Raw genomic sequence first — 13,632 nt, 5'->3', positions numbered from 1 at the left:
GCGTTGGGTACGACAGGTGCTGACCGTGCCGCGCGGTGGTCGTAACGCATCACCCGCCGTGCACCGCACACCTCGCACCGCACCTCGCACGCCACGCATCACACACCGGATCTCCTACGCCGGGTGACCGTGGCGTCACTCACGGCGGGCCCCGCGCCAAGCGGGGCCCGCTCCGTCTTGTCCCGGCCCGCTACCAGGTGGCCCGGAGCTGGCGGATGATCCGGCGCCGCAATCGCACTCTGCGGCTGCCGTCGGGGTTGAGTCTCAGGCGATCCAACTCCCAGTGTCCGTACTCAGCATGGTCGGTGAGCAGGCGGGTAGTGGCCTTGCGGGAAACCCCGCGCGGCACATACACATCACAGAATTCGTATTCCGGCATCGCATCTATTGTGCGGGAACTGCCCTGCTACGGATAGCGTCTGCACTATGTCTGATGCTGCGCAGCCATCCGCTGCCGAGGTACGCGCCGCTGCCGAAGCGGTGAAAGCCGCACTGGATCGTCACCTCGACGCTGTCGAACGCCGGTCGGGGGAAGGCGATCCGGCCGTCTACGCCGCGTTCAACGAACTGGCCGCGGCAGCCGAGGTCTACGACGAGCTGCTCTATGACGCCTACGACGAGGTGACGCCCTTCGAGATCCCTGGTGACGACCGCCTCCCCGCCTACGCCGGGCCGGAGGAGCCGAGCGCGCTGAGCGTGCTGATCCGCAGGGACTACGTCGTCGTCGAACCGCAGCGGCTGCTCTCGCAGGCGCAGCGGATCGCCGACCTGGATCCGGACATCGACACAGGGAACGACCGGCAGGGCGGCGGCGCGGCCGCCGGGGAGAGTGTGCACACCGCCTTGGGCGTGGTCTTCGGCGAGTTCGAGGCCGATGAGATCGCCTCTCGCCACAAGGAGTTCGGCCTCGAGGAGGGCGACTCCACGCTCTGGGTGGTGGCGGCGGAGGAGCCCCCGGAGCCGGGGGAGTGGCTCTCGGCCCCGTTCGACCAGGCGGATCCGCATATGGTCGTGTGCCGCTTCGACATGAGCTCGGTCTTCGACGAGGAGCTCGAGGACGAGCTCGAGGACGAGGACGAGGACGAGCTGGAGGTGCTGGAGCCGGGTAGCTGAGCATCCCGGCTCCGGACCGATCGCCCGGCCCCGGATCGCCCCGCCGTAAGGCGGGACGATCCGGGGCCCTGGTGTTTCCGGTGGCCCGTCGCGGCCGGAACCGGGACCGGGCCGCCGGTCAGCCCGTGGACCCGGCCGGGACCTGGGCCTGGAGCAGGGCGCGCAGCCGTGTGGTGCGCTCCTTGAAGGGGATCTCCGCCACCGCCCGCGGCAGCGCCGCCTCCGCGCCGTGGACCACCGACAGATGGCGCTCACCGCGGCTGAAGGCCGTGTAGATCCAGGCGCGGGTCAGCCCCGCCGTGGCGTCGCCCGGCAGCACCACCACGGCCGCGGGCCAGCGCGCTCCGGCCGCCTGGTGCGCGGTGAGGGCCCAGCCGTGCCGCACCAGCTCGCCGACCTCCGTACGTGGCACCACGACGGGGGCGCCCGCGCAGTCCAGACGCAGCCCCTCGGCGTCCGCCGAGACCACGGTGCCCGGCACCGTACGGCCCGGGGCCGGGGTGTACGCCACGCGGTCGCCCGGGTCGAAGCCGCCGAACCGGCCGGGGCCGGGGTTGAGCCGGGCCTTCAGCGCGGCGTTGAGCGCGCGGGTGCCGGCCGTGCCACCGTGGCCCGGGGTGATCACCTGGGTCTGCTCCGCCGGGATGCCGATCGCACGGGGCACCGAGTCGGCCACGAGCTGCACCGTGCGGTGCACCGCCTCGCCCGCGTCCCGCACGGGCACGATCACGACCTCCTTGCCGGGCGCCTCCACCTGGTTGAGCTCGCCGATCCCGATCCCCGAGACCAGCTCGCCGATCGGGCCCGGGTCGGGGGTGCGGGAGACGACCTGCGGACAGCGGCGGGCCGTCACCAGATCCGCGAAGACCCGGCCGGGACCGGCCGACCACAGCACCCCGGGATCCCCGCTCAGCACCAGACGGGCGCCGTCCGGCAGCGACTCGACGAGCATCGCGGCCGTCTCCACATCGAGCTGCGGGGCGTCCAGTACGGCGAGCAGATCGAGCGCGAGCGCGCCCTCCTCGTCGCGTCCGGGGCCCTCGGCGTCGGCCAGCAGCCCGGCGACGGTGACGGCCGCGGAGGCCGCATCCGGGGCCACAGAGGCCGCTTCCGGGTCCGCAGGGGCCGCCTCCGGGCCGGCGCCCGGGGCCTCGCTCAGCGCGGCGGCCAGCCGCCGCCTGCCGTCCTCGCTGTGCGCGGCCGCGTAGGCCCGCAGGCCCAGGGCGCGGGCGGCGGCGACCAGCGCCGCCGGTTCGGCGCGCGCCGCCTCGCCACCGCTGTGGGCGACCAGTCCGTGGGCCGCGACCGTACGGATCAGCTCCACGGCGGAGGCGGTCGGCGCGGCGGCGGCCGCGCCCTCCCACTCGGGCGCACCGGGGCCGCCCGTGGGCGCCTCGCCGTCCGCAGCGCCGCTCTGTGGTGGGACGAAGGTGCTCGCCAGCCGGGCGAGCGCGTCGGCCAGGCTCTCCTCCGCCAGGGCATAGCGGTCCAGCCCCAGCAGCACCCGCACCGGCTGCTCGGCGTCCTCGTCGTCGGCCGCCTGGGGACGGGCCCCCGGCGGGGCGTCGAGCGCGTCCTGGAAGACCAGCACCGCGCCTTCCGCGATCGCGGTGCGCAGCGCCTCGTCCGGGTCCGGCACGGACACCTTGGCGAGCGCGTCGCGCAGCGTGGACGACTCCAGCGCGGTGTGTCCTTCGAGGGCGGCGCGCTCCAGCAGCCAGCCGGTGAGCGCCAGCGCACGGCGCTCGTCGCCGGGCTCGCAGTCCGGGCCGAGGAGGGAGCGGGCGAAGCCGTCCGCCTGCTCGGGGCGCACACCGGGCACGGCCAGCAACTGCCAGGGGTCCTCGCGCAGCGCCTCGGCGGCACGCTCCCCGAGGGTTTCGGCGACCGGCCCGGCCAGGGTCTCGGGGGCGCCACCCGCCGCGAGCACCTCCCGGACGTCCCCGCTGCCGGGGACCTCGCCCCCTGGCCGGGACGCCGGCCGGGCCGACGGCGGGCGCACGGGCGCGGGCGCGACGGCGGGAGCCGCCGCACGGGGCCGCTCCCGCACGGGTGCCGCGGGCGCGGCGGGCGCCGCCGGGCGGCGCGCGGGGGCGTCGTTGAAGAACGACGCCGCCGACCGCTCACCACTCTCCACGGCCCGCACAGCGGCAGCCAACGCCTCAGCCGCCGCCGACCGCCGCCCCTTCCCACCCGCCCCGTCATTGGGGACAGCCGGGACCTGCCCGCGGTCGGAGCCCTCGCCGTGGCGACCCGCTCCGGCGGCGGAAGCCTCGGCGTCGTCGGCCTCGCCCCGTGCGGCGGCCGCGGCCCCCGCGTCGTTCCGGTCCGCGGGCGCGCCCGTGCCTCCGGGCCCGCCCTGTCCGGCGGCTGCGGAAGTTCCTGCGCCCGCGCCCGGGGCCGCGTCAGCGGTCGCCCCGGCTGGGCCCGGCGCCTGTGTGCCCCCGGCGTCCTGGCCCGACTCTGGTCCGCCGGATGCGCCCTGCCCGGCGGGCGGGGTCGGCTCCCGGTCGGCGCTCCCGCCATGGGCGCCCGCTCCCGTAGCGGAACCGTTGGCCCCGCTTGCCGGGGGCTGTTCGCCGTCGGCGCTTCGGGAGACGTGGGTGCCCGTTCCGGCGGCGGAAGCCTCGGCGTCGTCGGCCTCGCCCCGTGCGGCGGCCGCGGCCCCCGCGTCGTTCCGGTCCGCCCCCGAGGGGGCGTCCGCGTCGCCGTGCTCGCTGTGGTCGTCCGGGGTGGGGTCCGGGTCCGGTCCGGCGGGGGCGGGGCCTTCGGGCCCGCCCGGGCCCGGGGTGCCGGTGCCGTCCGGCTGCGCCGGCTCGGCGGCCTCCTCGGGCGCGGGTGCGGCCTCGCCGGCGAGGCGGTCGGTACTCACAGCGTGCTCCAGTCCTGATCGGGATAGCGGTGCACGGGCGCCGACACATCGTCGAGCGCCTGGCAGATCTCGTCCGGAAGACTAAGGCTCTCCGCCGACAACGCCGCTCTGAGCTGCTGGGCGTTGCGCGCGCCGACGATCGGCGCGGTGACTCCCGGGCGGTCGCGGACCCAGGCGAGTGCCACATTGAGCGCGGTGGTCGCCAGGCCGTCGGCGGCTATGGCGACCGCCTCGACGATCCGGCTCGCCTCCTCGTCCAGATACGGGGCGACGAAGGCCGCGAGCTCGGAGGCGCCGCGCGAGTCGGCGGGTGTCGTATGGCGGTACTTGCCGGTGAGCACACCGCGGCCGAGCGGCGAGGACGGCAGCAGCCCGACGCCGAGGTCGAGCGCGGCGGGCAGCACCTCGCGCTCCACCCCGCGCTGGAGCAGCGAATACTCCATCTGCGTGCTGGCCAGCCGGGTGTGCGCACCCGTGGAGGCCAACTGCCAGGTGGCGGCCTTCGCGAGCTGCCAGCCGCTGAAGTTGGACACCCCCACATAGCGGGCGCGGCCGCTGCTGACCGCGATATCGAGCGCCTGCAAGGTCTCCTCGAGCGGGGTGAACGGATCGAAGGCGTGCACCTGCCACAGGTCGACATAGTCCGTGCCCAGCCGCTCCAGGGAGGCGTCCAGCGCGCCCAGCAGATGGCCGCGCGAACCGTCGAAGCGGCGGTCGGGATCGGGCACGCTGCCGGCCTTGGTGGCGATCTGTAGATCGCGCCGCGGCAACAACCCCTCCAGTAACTGCCCCAGGAGGTATTCGGCGCCACCGTCCGCGTAGACATCCGCGGTGTCGACCAGTGTCCCGCCCGCCTCCCAGAACGCCTTGAGCTGATCCGCTGCGTCGTGTTCGTCCGTATCCCGGCCCCAAGTGAGCGTGCCGAGCCCGAGCCGGGAGACGCGCAGGCCCGTGCGGCCGAGGTGCCTTAGCTCCATGAACATCGAGATTACTGTCCGGAAAGCGCCCCGTGGCAGCCTGTGGATAACCCACCCCTGACGTATCCAGGCCATGCGCGCTAGAGTCCCCGGAACAGCGACGTTACTGATCAGTAAGGGGTGCGGTATGAGGCTCGGCATCAACCTCGGCTACTGGGGCGCCGGAATGGACGCGGACAACCTCGAGGTCGCCCGCGAGGCCGACCGGCTCGGCTATGCCGTGTGCTGGGCCGCCGAGGCCTACGGTTCGGACGCGGCCACGGTCCTCGCGTGGGTCGCCGCGCAGACCGAGCACATCGACGTCGGCTCCGCCATCTTCCAGATTCCGGCCCGTACCCCCGCCATGACGGCCATGACCGCCGCCACCCTCGACACCCTCTCCGGCGGTCGCTTCCGCCTCGGGCTCGGCGTCTCGGGCCCGCAGGTGTCCGAGGGCTGGTACGGGACGCGGTTCGACAAGCCGCTCGCCCGCACCCGCGAGTATGTGGAGATCATCCGCAAGGCGATGTCACGCGAGCGGCTGACGCACCAGGGCCAGAACTGGACGCTGCCGCTGCCCGACGGCCCCGGCAAGCCCCTCAAGCTCACCGTGCACCCGGTGCGGGAGTACATCCCGCTGTACATCGCGGCCATCGGCCCGAAGAACCTGGAGCAGACCGGCGAGATCGCCGACGGCGCCCTGGTGCTCTTCTACGCGCCCGAGCACGCCGAGGCGACCACCCTCGGCTCGCTGCGCGCGGGCCGGGAGAAGGCGGGCAAGGACCTCGAGGGCTTCGACGTGGTGCCCACCGTCCCCATGGCCCTCGGCGACGACGTCCGCGCCCTCGCCGACCAGTTCCGCCCGTACACGGCGCTCTACGTGGGCGGTATGGGCAGCGCCAAGCAGAACTTCTACAACAAGCTCGCGCAGCGCATGGGGTACGAGAAGGAGGCCGCCGAGATCCAGGAGAAGTACCTCTCCGGGGACAAGGAGGGCGCCGCCGCGGCCGTCCCCCACGAGCTGATCGACTCCACCTCGCTGCTCGGCCCCGTCGAGCGCATCGCGGACCGCATGCAGGCGTACGCGGAGGCCGGGGTCACCACCCTGTCGCTCACGCCTTCGGGCTTCACGCTGGAGGAGCGGCTCGCCGGGCTGCGGGCGGGCGTGGAGGCCCTGGAGCGGGCCGGAGTCGCGTAAAGCGCGGCGACGAGCGCCAAGGGCCGCCATCGGGCCCTGAAGGGGCCGTCATCGGGCGCTCAGGGAACGACGAGCGCCAGGGGCGGCCCTGCTCGAACGTCAGGCGCGGCCCTGCTCGGGAGTCGGCTCGGCGCCGCGCCGGAAAGATTCCGCGGCCGTGGTGGGGGCTCGGGGGTCTTCCCCGCCACGGCCGTCATCCAGCACAACGCCTCCGCCGCCCAGGAGTTACGGGGGCGCGGCACTCACGCCGTCCTCCGTTCGGCCGAGCCGTGCGCCTTAGCTGTTGCCGCCGCGCCCACCGCGCCGTTGACTTTTTCTGCGCAGCCCCCACGTGGATGTCGGCACGGAAGCGCACGGCGGCGCAGGACAAGCGCACGGAGGTGGCGGCGATGCTCTCGGCGAGAAGCGTGTTCCAGGAGATCCTCGACAACGACGAGTCGTTCCGGCTCTTCTGCTCCGTCGCGGCCAGCGGGGAGGCCCAGGGAGGCTGGGAGAACGGCCGGATCGCCGCCCTGGTGCCCGAGAGCCTGCGCGACCTCGCCCCCAAGATCGCCCGCCATGGCGCCGACGAGGACAAACACGGCCGGATCTTCAACGCCCTGCTGGGCAAGCGCGATCTGGAGCCCATGGAGGTGCCGCGCGAGGCCGACTACACGATGCTCCTGGAGGCGCGCGGCATCGGCCTCGCCCATGACAAGCTGCGCCGCGACGAGCCGCTCACCGAGCACGACATCGTGATCTACCTCGCCCACAGCCGGGTCACCGAACAGCGCGCCGCCGCCCAGATGGTGATGTTGCGCAGGTACTTCGGAGACCACCCCGACCTCGGCCGCGCCGTGCGCATGATCGCCGAGGACGAGGACAACCACCTCGCCTACTGCCATGAGGAGCTGCTGCGCCTGGCCGCCGCCGGATACGGCCGGACCATCCAGCGGGCCCTGCGGGAGACCGCGCTCGTGGAGATGGAGGTCTACCGGGACGTCAGCCTGGCCGTGATGGCCCATATGGGGCGCGTTCTCGGCTGGCCCAAGCCGAAGTCCGCGCTGTTCGCGGCCGGGATCCACGTCCTGCACAGGTACGAGCGGCTGGGCGGCTGGCGGCGCATGGTGTCCCTGCGGATGCCCGAGCGCCGCAACGCGCTCGGCGGGCCCGCGCAGAGCGCTTCCGGGGCACCCGGGGCGCCCGAGTTCGTCTGAGCCCGACTACGGCTTCGGCGGCGCCACCGGCTCAGAGCCAGCCGCGGCGCTTGAACCAGCGGTACAGCACGGCGATCACACCCACCATGAGCGCGATCACCCCCGGGTATCCCCAGGGCTGCTTCAGCTCGGGCATGTGCTCGAAATTCATGCCGTAGATCCCGGCGATCATCGTCGGGACCGCGGCCATCGCCGCCCACGCCGAGATCTTCCGCATGTCGTCGTTCTGCCGCACGCCCATCTGCGCGAGATGGGCGGAGAGGATGTCCGACAGCAGCCGGTCCAGCCCCTCCACATGCTCGTTCACCCGGGTCAGATGGTCGCTGACATCGCGGAAGAACGGCCGGGAGCCCTCGTGTACGAACGGCACCCCGGCGCCGGTGAGCCGCTCCATCGGCTCCCCCAACGGCCCGGCCGACCGGCGGAATTCCATCACCTCGCGCTTGAAGGCGTAGATCCGCCCGGCGGTGTTCTGCCCGGCGCCCGAGTTGGGGGCGAACACCTCGGTCTCCAGCCCCTCCAGGTCCCCGTGCAGCGCGTCGGCCACGTCCAGGTAGTGGTCCACGACCGCGTCGGAGACCGCGTACATCACCGCCGTCGGACCGTGCTGAAGCACCTCCGGCATCTTCTCCAGCCGGTCCCGCACCGCGCCGAGCGGATTCGCCTCGCCGTGCCTTACGGTCACCACGAACGAGTCACCGACGAAGACCATCAGCTCACCCGCTGTGACGGTGCCGGCCTTGTCGTCGTACTGGACCGGCTTGAGCACCAGGAACAGCGAGTCGTCATAGACCTCGAGTTTCGGCCTCTGGTGGGCGCACAGGGCGTCCTCCACGGCCAGCGGATGAAGCCCGAACTCGCTGGTGACCAGCTCGAACTCCTTCTCGGTCGGCTCATGCAGGCCGATCCACAAGAAGGCGTCCCCGCTCGCGCGCGCCTCGTCGAGGGCGTCGGAGAAGTCGGCGGGTCCCTCGGTGCGGCACCCGTCCCGGTAGATGGCACAATCCACGATCACGCAGCGCATTCTGCCTCGCGTGATGCCGGTAGGCACAGGGGGGCCTGGTGCGGGATCGGTGCGCACCCCCGCTGAGCGGCGCCGAAGGGGTCGTAGGGTGGCAGGCATGCCCATGCTGATCCTCGTACGGCACGGCCGGTCCACCGCCAACACCGCGGGCGTCCTCGCGGGCTGGACTCCCGGTGTCGCCCTCGACGAGCGCGGTGCGGCCCAGGCCGCGGCGCTGCCCGGCAGGCTGGCCGGACTGCCCCTGGCCGCCGCCGTCACCAGCCCCCTCCAGCGCTGCCGGGAGACGCTGGCCCCGCTGCTCGCCGCCCGCCCCGAACTGCCGCTGCACCCCGACGACCGGATCGGGGAGTGCCACTACGGCGACTGGTCGGGCCGTAAGCTCGCCGAGCTCGCCGATGAACCACTGATGAACATCGTCCAGCAGCATCCGTCCGCCGCCGCCTTCCCCGGTGGCGAGTCCCTGCGCGCCATGCACACGCGCGCGGTCGAGGCGGTGCGCGACTGGAACGACCGGATCGAGCGGGAGCACGGCGCCGACGCGGTCTATCTGATGTGCTCCCACGGGGACGTCATCAAGGCGCTGGTGGCGGACGCCCTCGGACTGCATCTCGATCTCTTTCAGCGGATCTCGGTCGAGCCCTGCTCGGTCACCGCGATCCGGTACACCCCGACCCGGCCGTTCGTCGTCCGGCTCGGCGACACCGGCGACTTCGCGGGACTGGCGCCGCGCGAGGAGACCGCCGGGGACCGGGGCGGGGACGCGGCGGTGGGCGGCGACGCGGGAGCACCATGATCTCCGTGCGCAGTAGGGTGGTGCCGCGGTGCGAGGGCGCCGTGACAGCCCTGACCGGGCGGTCGTGGCACCCAGCGGTCAGCAGTCAGTCAGCCGAGCAGTCGAATCAAAATGGAGCAGGACGTTGTCCCGTCAGGTGTTCCTCTATGACCCGCCGGACCGATTCGTCGCCGGTACGGTCGGGCTGCCTGGTCGCCGTACCTTTTTCCTCCAGGCGTCCGCCAGTGGCCGGACCACCAGTGTCGCCTTGGAGAAGACGCAGGTCGCCGCGTTGGCCGAGCGGATAGACGAGCTGCTGGACGAGGTGGTCCGGCGCACCGGCGGAAACGCCCCGGTGCCCGCCGTCGCACCGACCGAACTCACCGACACCGCACCGCTGGAAGCCCCCGTGGAGGAGGAGTTCCGGGTCGGCACCATGGCACTCGCCTGGGACGGCGAGGAACAGCGGATGATCGTCGAGGCGCAGGCCCTGGTCGAGCTGGAGGCCGAGTCCGAGGAGGACCTGGCCGAGGCCGAGGAGCGGCTGCTCCAGGACGATGTGAACGGCCCACCCATGCTGCGGGTGCGGCTCACCGGGACGCAGGCGCGGGCGTTCGCCAAGCGCGCCCTGGAGGTCGTCAACGCCGGCCGGCCGCCCTGCCCGCTGTGCAGTCTGCCGCTCGACCCGGAGGGACACGTATGTCCGCGCCAGAACGGATACCGCCGCGGAGCCTGACGCCGCCCACCCGTCTCCCATCACCACCCGGGGCGGAGGCTTCGCGTCTGTTGCCCCCGTCCGAGCTGCTGGCTCTCGGTGAGCTGACGGTGCGCGGACAGGTCCGGGAGGCGTCCAACGCGGTGCTGTACTGCACGGTCGAGTACGACGGCCACAGCGCGGCCTGCGTCTACAAGCCGGTGGCCGGGGAGCGGCCGCTGTGGGACTTCCCGGACGGCACCCTCGCCCAGCGCGAGGTCGCCGCGTACGAGGTCTCCGAGGCAACCGGCTGGGGCCTGGTGCCGCCCACTGTGCTGCGCGACGGGCCGTACGGGCAGGGGATGTGCCAGCTCTGGATAGAGGTCGAGGTGGCCCCCGACGGGGCGGACGGCGACGGGTCCGCGGACGGCGACGGCGATGGATCCGGGGAGACCGGGGGAGCGGAGCTGCTCGCGCTCGTCGAGGGCGACGAACCCGGCCCCGGCTGGAAGGCGATCGGCTACGCCGAGGTCGACGAGGGCCGCACGGCGCTGCTGGTCCACGCCGACGACGTACGGCTGCGCAGGCTGGCCGTCCTCGACGCGGTGATCAACAACGGCGACCGCAAGGGCGGCCATCTGCTGCCCGCGGCCGGTGGCCGGCTCTATGCGATTGATCACGGAGTGACCTTCAACGCCGACGACAAGCTGCGCACGCTGCTGTGGGGCTGGGCCGGGGAGCCGCTGCCGGACGATGTGCTCGAGGTGCTGCGCCGGTTGGCGGACGAGCTGGCCGACGGCGGCCCGCTCCGCGCCCGGCTGGCGGAGCTGATCACCGGGGCCGAGATCGAGGCCCTGAGGGCCCGTGTGGCCACGCTGCTGCGGACCGGGAAGCACCCCGAGCCCAGCGGCCAGTGGCCCGCCATCCCCTGGCCGCCGGTCTGAGACGGCCCGCCTCCGGGCGGCGCTCCGCCGTGTCCCCGCCCGGCGGCCGGGGAGGGCGGCTCAGGGGGCCCATGCAGCTCACGGGCGCGTCCACAAGACCGCCGATCCGGCCAACACCGCTGGTCCGGTTCGTATGCGGACGCTGCATCCGGTTACGCTCATTGCATGTATGCCTGGCCCGCTTCTGAGATTCCCGCCCTGCCCGGCAGTGGCCGGGACCTGAGCATTCACGACACCGCGACCGGGGGACGGATCACTCTGACCCCCGGTCCCGTCGCGCGCATCTACGTCTGCGGGATCACCCCGTACGACGCGACCCATATGGGTCATGCCGCGACCTACAACGCGTTCGACCTCGTTCAGCGCGTATGGCTCGACACCAAGCGCCAGGTTCACTACGTCCAGAACGTCACGGACGTCGACGACCCCCTGCTGGAGCGGGCCCAGCGGAACGGTGACGACTGGACGGCCCTCGCCGAGCGTGAGACCGCCCTCTTCCGCGAGGACATGACGGCCCTGCGGATGCTGCCCCCGCGCCATTACATCGGCGCCGTCGAGTCGATACCGGGCATCGTGCCGCTCGTGGAGCGGCTGCGCGATCTGGGTGCCGCCTATGAACTCGAAGGCGACATCTACTTCTCCGTGGAGTCCGACCCCTCCTTCGGGTCCGTCAGCCGGCTCGACGCCGAGGCCATGCGGCTGCTGTCCGCCGAGCGCGGCGGCGACCCGGAGCGCCCGGGCAAGAAGAACCCCCTCGACCCGATGCTGTGGATGGCCGCCCGTGACGGCGAGCCGAGTTGGGACGGCGGATCGCTCGGCTCCGGCCGCCCCGGCTGGCATATCGAGTGTGTGGCCATCGCCCTGGACCACCTCGGCATGGGCTTCGATGTGCAGGGCGGCGGATCCGATCTCGCCTTCCCGCACCATGAGATGGGCGCCTCGCACGCCCAGGTGCTCACCGGTGAGCGGCCGTTCGCAAAAACGTATGTGCACGCCGGAATGGTGGCCCTGGACGGCGAGAAGATGTCCAAGTCCAAGGGCAACCTGGTCTTCGTCTCGGCGCTGCGCCGCGACGGTGTGGACCCGGCGGCCATACGGCTCGCGCTGCTGGCCCACCACTACCGCTCGGACTGGGAGTGGACGGACGGGGTGCTGCGGGAGGCCGAGGAGCGCCTCGGCCGCTGGCGTGCGGCCGTCTCCCGGCCGGACGGGCCCTCGGCCGCCGCGCTGGTGGAGGAGATCCGCGAGGCGCTCGCGAACGACCTGGACTCCCCGGCCGCCCTGACCGCCGTCGACCGCTGGGCGGCCACGCAGACGGCCACCGGCGGTACGGACGAGGGGGCGCCCGGGCTGGTCTCGCGCGCCGTGGACGCGCTGCTGGGCGTGGCCCTCTGACGCGGCGTCGTATCGCCGCACCGCGACGGTGAACGTGAACGCGTGAGCCCGCGCCGGGATCCTCCCGGCGCGGGCTCGTCGCTGCTGTGCCGTACCGCTGTGCCTGCGCGTCGTATGGAGCGTGGCCCGTGGCGTACGCGCGCGGCGGCGCGGTTGTGGGGTTACCGGCCTACCGGCCGGAGCCGGACCCCTCGTCCCCCTCGCCGCCCCGCTCCGTGCCGCTCTCGTCCCGGCGGGAGGCGTCCTGGCCTTCGGAGCCCTGGGTGCCCTGGGTGCCCTGGGCGTCGTCCGGATCCTTGGCGTCCTCCTCGGCGCCGCCGCTGTCCTGCGCGTCGTTGGCCACCTCGTCCTTGGGGGACGGCCTGCGCGGCCGCCCATGGCCGGTGGCGGGATCCCGCAGATAGGGGGCGCCCGGGCCGCCTGTGCCGCCCTCTCGGCCCTCCGCGAGGCCGCCGCTCTCGGTCGCATGGCCGCCGGGGCCGGGCTGGCCGTCGCGGCGCCGCAGATAGCGCTCGAACTCGCGGGCGATGGCCTCGCCCGACGCCTCCGGCAACTCGGCGGTGTCCCGCGCCTCCTCCAGCGACTGGACGTACTCGGCGACCTCGCTGTCCTCGGCGGCCAACTGGTCCACGCCAAGCTGCCAGGCCCGGGAGTCCTCGGTCAGCTCACCGAGGGGAATGCGCACCGAGATCAGGTCCTCGAGGCGGTTGAGCAGGGCCAGGGTGGCCTTCGGGTTCGGCGGCTGCGAGACGTAGTGCGGCACGGCCGCCCACAGGCTCACCGCTGGGACGCCGGCGTGGGCGCAGGCTTCCTGGAGAACTCCGACGATCCCGGTCGGGCCCTCGTAGCGGGTCTCCTCCAGATCGAGGCTGCGGGCCAGGTCCGGGTCGGAGGTGACCCCGCTGACCGGCACCGGCCGGGTGTGCGGGGTGTCGCCGAGCAGTGCGCCGAGGATGACGACCATCTCCACGCCCAACTCATGGGCGTAGCCGAGGATCTCGTTGCAGAACGACCGCCAGCGCATGCTCGGCTCGATACCGCGCACCAGCACCAGGTCCCGGGACTTCTCCCCGGTGTCCGCCCGGACCACCGAGAGCCGGGTCGTCGGCCAAGTGATCTTGCGCACGCCGCCCTCCAGGGCCACCGTGGGCCGGTTCACCTGGAAGTCGTAGTAGTCCTCGGCGTCGAGCGAGGCGAAGACCTCGCCCTTCCACTCCCGGTCCAGGTGCCCGACCGCGGTCGAGGCGGCGTCTCCGGCGTCGTTCCAGCCCTCGAAGGCACAGATCATGACCGGGTCGATCAGCTCGGGAACCCCCTCAAGCTCGATCACCCAGCGCCTCCTTCCGACCGGGGCGGACGGATCGGTGCCGCCACCGGCTGCAGTTCCCATTGCGTGCCACCCAAGCCTACGGCTTTTCGGTGCTCCGGCCGCAGCCCCCGTCCAGAGGCACTAAGAGATTCATCCGAT

At 73.1% G+C, this 13,632-nt stretch carries 12 protein-coding genes; 7 read left to right on the top strand and 5 right to left on the bottom strand.

The window, feature by feature from the left end; genetic code table 11:
• Nucleotides 1–190: 190 nt before the first annotated feature.
• Nucleotides 191–379, bottom strand: a complete 189-nt coding sequence (locus ACK1X7_RS12040) for a DUF5703 family protein (protein ID WP_014059547.1) — start codon at nt 377–379, stop codon at nt 191–193.
• Between the two features lie 47 nt (nt 380–426).
• On the opposite strand from ACK1X7_RS12040, the gene ACK1X7_RS12035 reads away from it, so the two are divergent.
• Nucleotides 427–1,113: a hypothetical protein gene (locus ACK1X7_RS12035; protein ID WP_413115074.1), complete on the top strand. Its 687-nt coding sequence runs from the start codon at nt 427–429 to the stop codon at nt 1,111–1,113.
• Nucleotides 1,114–1,231: 118 nt separating this feature from the next.
• On the opposite strand, the gene ACK1X7_RS12030 is transcribed toward ACK1X7_RS12035, so the two are convergent.
• Together ACK1X7_RS12030 and ACK1X7_RS12025 are read right to left on the bottom strand one after the other, a co-directional pair.
• Nucleotides 1,232–3,985, bottom strand: coding sequence for a helix-hairpin-helix domain-containing protein (locus ACK1X7_RS12030; RefSeq protein WP_413115073.1), 2,754 nt, complete (start codon nt 3,983–3,985; stop codon nt 1,232–1,234).
• On the bottom strand, nt 3,982–4,962 hold the full coding sequence (locus ACK1X7_RS12025) for an aldo/keto reductase (RefSeq protein ID WP_216342386.1): 981 nt from the start codon (nt 4,960–4,962) through the stop codon (nt 3,982–3,984). Before ACK1X7_RS12025 ends, ACK1X7_RS12030 begins: the two co-directional genes overlap by 4 nt.
• A 127-nt stretch (nt 4,963–5,089) precedes the next feature.
• Between ACK1X7_RS12025 and ACK1X7_RS12020 the strand changes: the two genes are divergently transcribed.
• Both ACK1X7_RS12020 and ACK1X7_RS12015 read left to right on the top strand, forming a co-directional pair.
• Nucleotides 5,090–6,139, top strand: a complete 1,050-nt coding sequence (locus tag ACK1X7_RS12020) for an LLM class F420-dependent oxidoreductase (RefSeq protein ID WP_385151248.1) — start codon at nt 5,090–5,092, stop codon at nt 6,137–6,139.
• A 389-nt stretch (nt 6,140–6,528) separates the two neighbouring features.
• Nucleotides 6,529–7,335: a ferritin-like domain-containing protein gene (locus ACK1X7_RS12015; RefSeq protein WP_390793918.1), complete on the top strand. Its 807-nt coding sequence runs from the start codon at nt 6,529–6,531 to the stop codon at nt 7,333–7,335.
• Between the two features lie 31 nt (nt 7,336–7,366).
• Here ACK1X7_RS12015 and corA read toward each other — a convergent pair whose 3' ends face one another.
• Nucleotides 7,367–8,359 carry a magnesium/cobalt transporter CorA gene (gene corA, locus ACK1X7_RS12010; RefSeq protein WP_385151246.1) on the bottom strand — a complete coding sequence of 331 codons (993 nt, stop codon included), beginning with the start codon at nt 8,357–8,359 and terminating at the stop codon, nt 7,367–7,369.
• Between the two features lie 97 nt (nt 8,360–8,456).
• On the opposite strand from corA, the gene ACK1X7_RS12005 reads away from it, so the two are divergent.
• The 4 genes from ACK1X7_RS12005 to mshC all read left to right on the top strand — a co-directional run bounded on the left by ACK1X7_RS12005 (nt 8,457) and on the right by mshC (nt 12,164).
• Nucleotides 8,457–9,152 (top strand): histidine phosphatase family protein, encoded by a 696-nt coding sequence (locus ACK1X7_RS12005; protein ID WP_385151243.1) that lies wholly within the window; start codon nt 8,457–8,459, stop codon nt 9,150–9,152.
• Between the two features lie 124 nt (nt 9,153–9,276).
• On the top strand, nt 9,277–9,867 hold the full coding sequence (locus ACK1X7_RS12000) for a DUF3090 domain-containing protein (protein WP_078640529.1): 591 nt from the start codon (nt 9,277–9,279) through the stop codon (nt 9,865–9,867).
• Nucleotides 9,831–10,769 (top strand): SCO1664 family protein, encoded by a 939-nt coding sequence (locus tag ACK1X7_RS11995; RefSeq protein WP_385151240.1) that lies wholly within the window; start codon nt 9,831–9,833, stop codon nt 10,767–10,769. Before ACK1X7_RS12000 ends, ACK1X7_RS11995 begins: the two co-directional genes overlap by 37 nt.
• 165 nt (nt 10,770–10,934) lie before the next feature.
• Entirely contained in the window at nt 10,935–12,164 is a 1,230-nt protein-coding gene (gene mshC, locus ACK1X7_RS11990) for a cysteine--1-D-myo-inosityl 2-amino-2-deoxy-alpha-D-glucopyranoside ligase (RefSeq protein WP_385151237.1), read from the top strand.
• A gap of 169 nt (nt 12,165–12,333) precedes the next feature.
• Here mshC and ACK1X7_RS11985 read toward each other — a convergent pair whose 3' ends face one another.
• The gene (locus ACK1X7_RS11985) at nt 12,334–13,494 is read right to left on the bottom strand and encodes a PAC2 family protein (protein ID WP_413115072.1); all 1,161 of its coding nucleotides are present in this window, start codon (nt 13,492–13,494) and stop codon (nt 12,334–12,336) included.
• Nucleotides 13,495–13,632: the final 138 nt, after the last annotated feature.

It is taken from the genome of Streptomyces sp. CY-1 (assembly GCF_047218265.1).
GTDB lineage: Bacteria > Actinomycetota > Actinomycetes > Streptomycetales > Streptomycetaceae > Streptomyces > Streptomyces niphimycinicus.
This window is presented reverse-complemented; position numbering and strand designations above follow the sequence as displayed.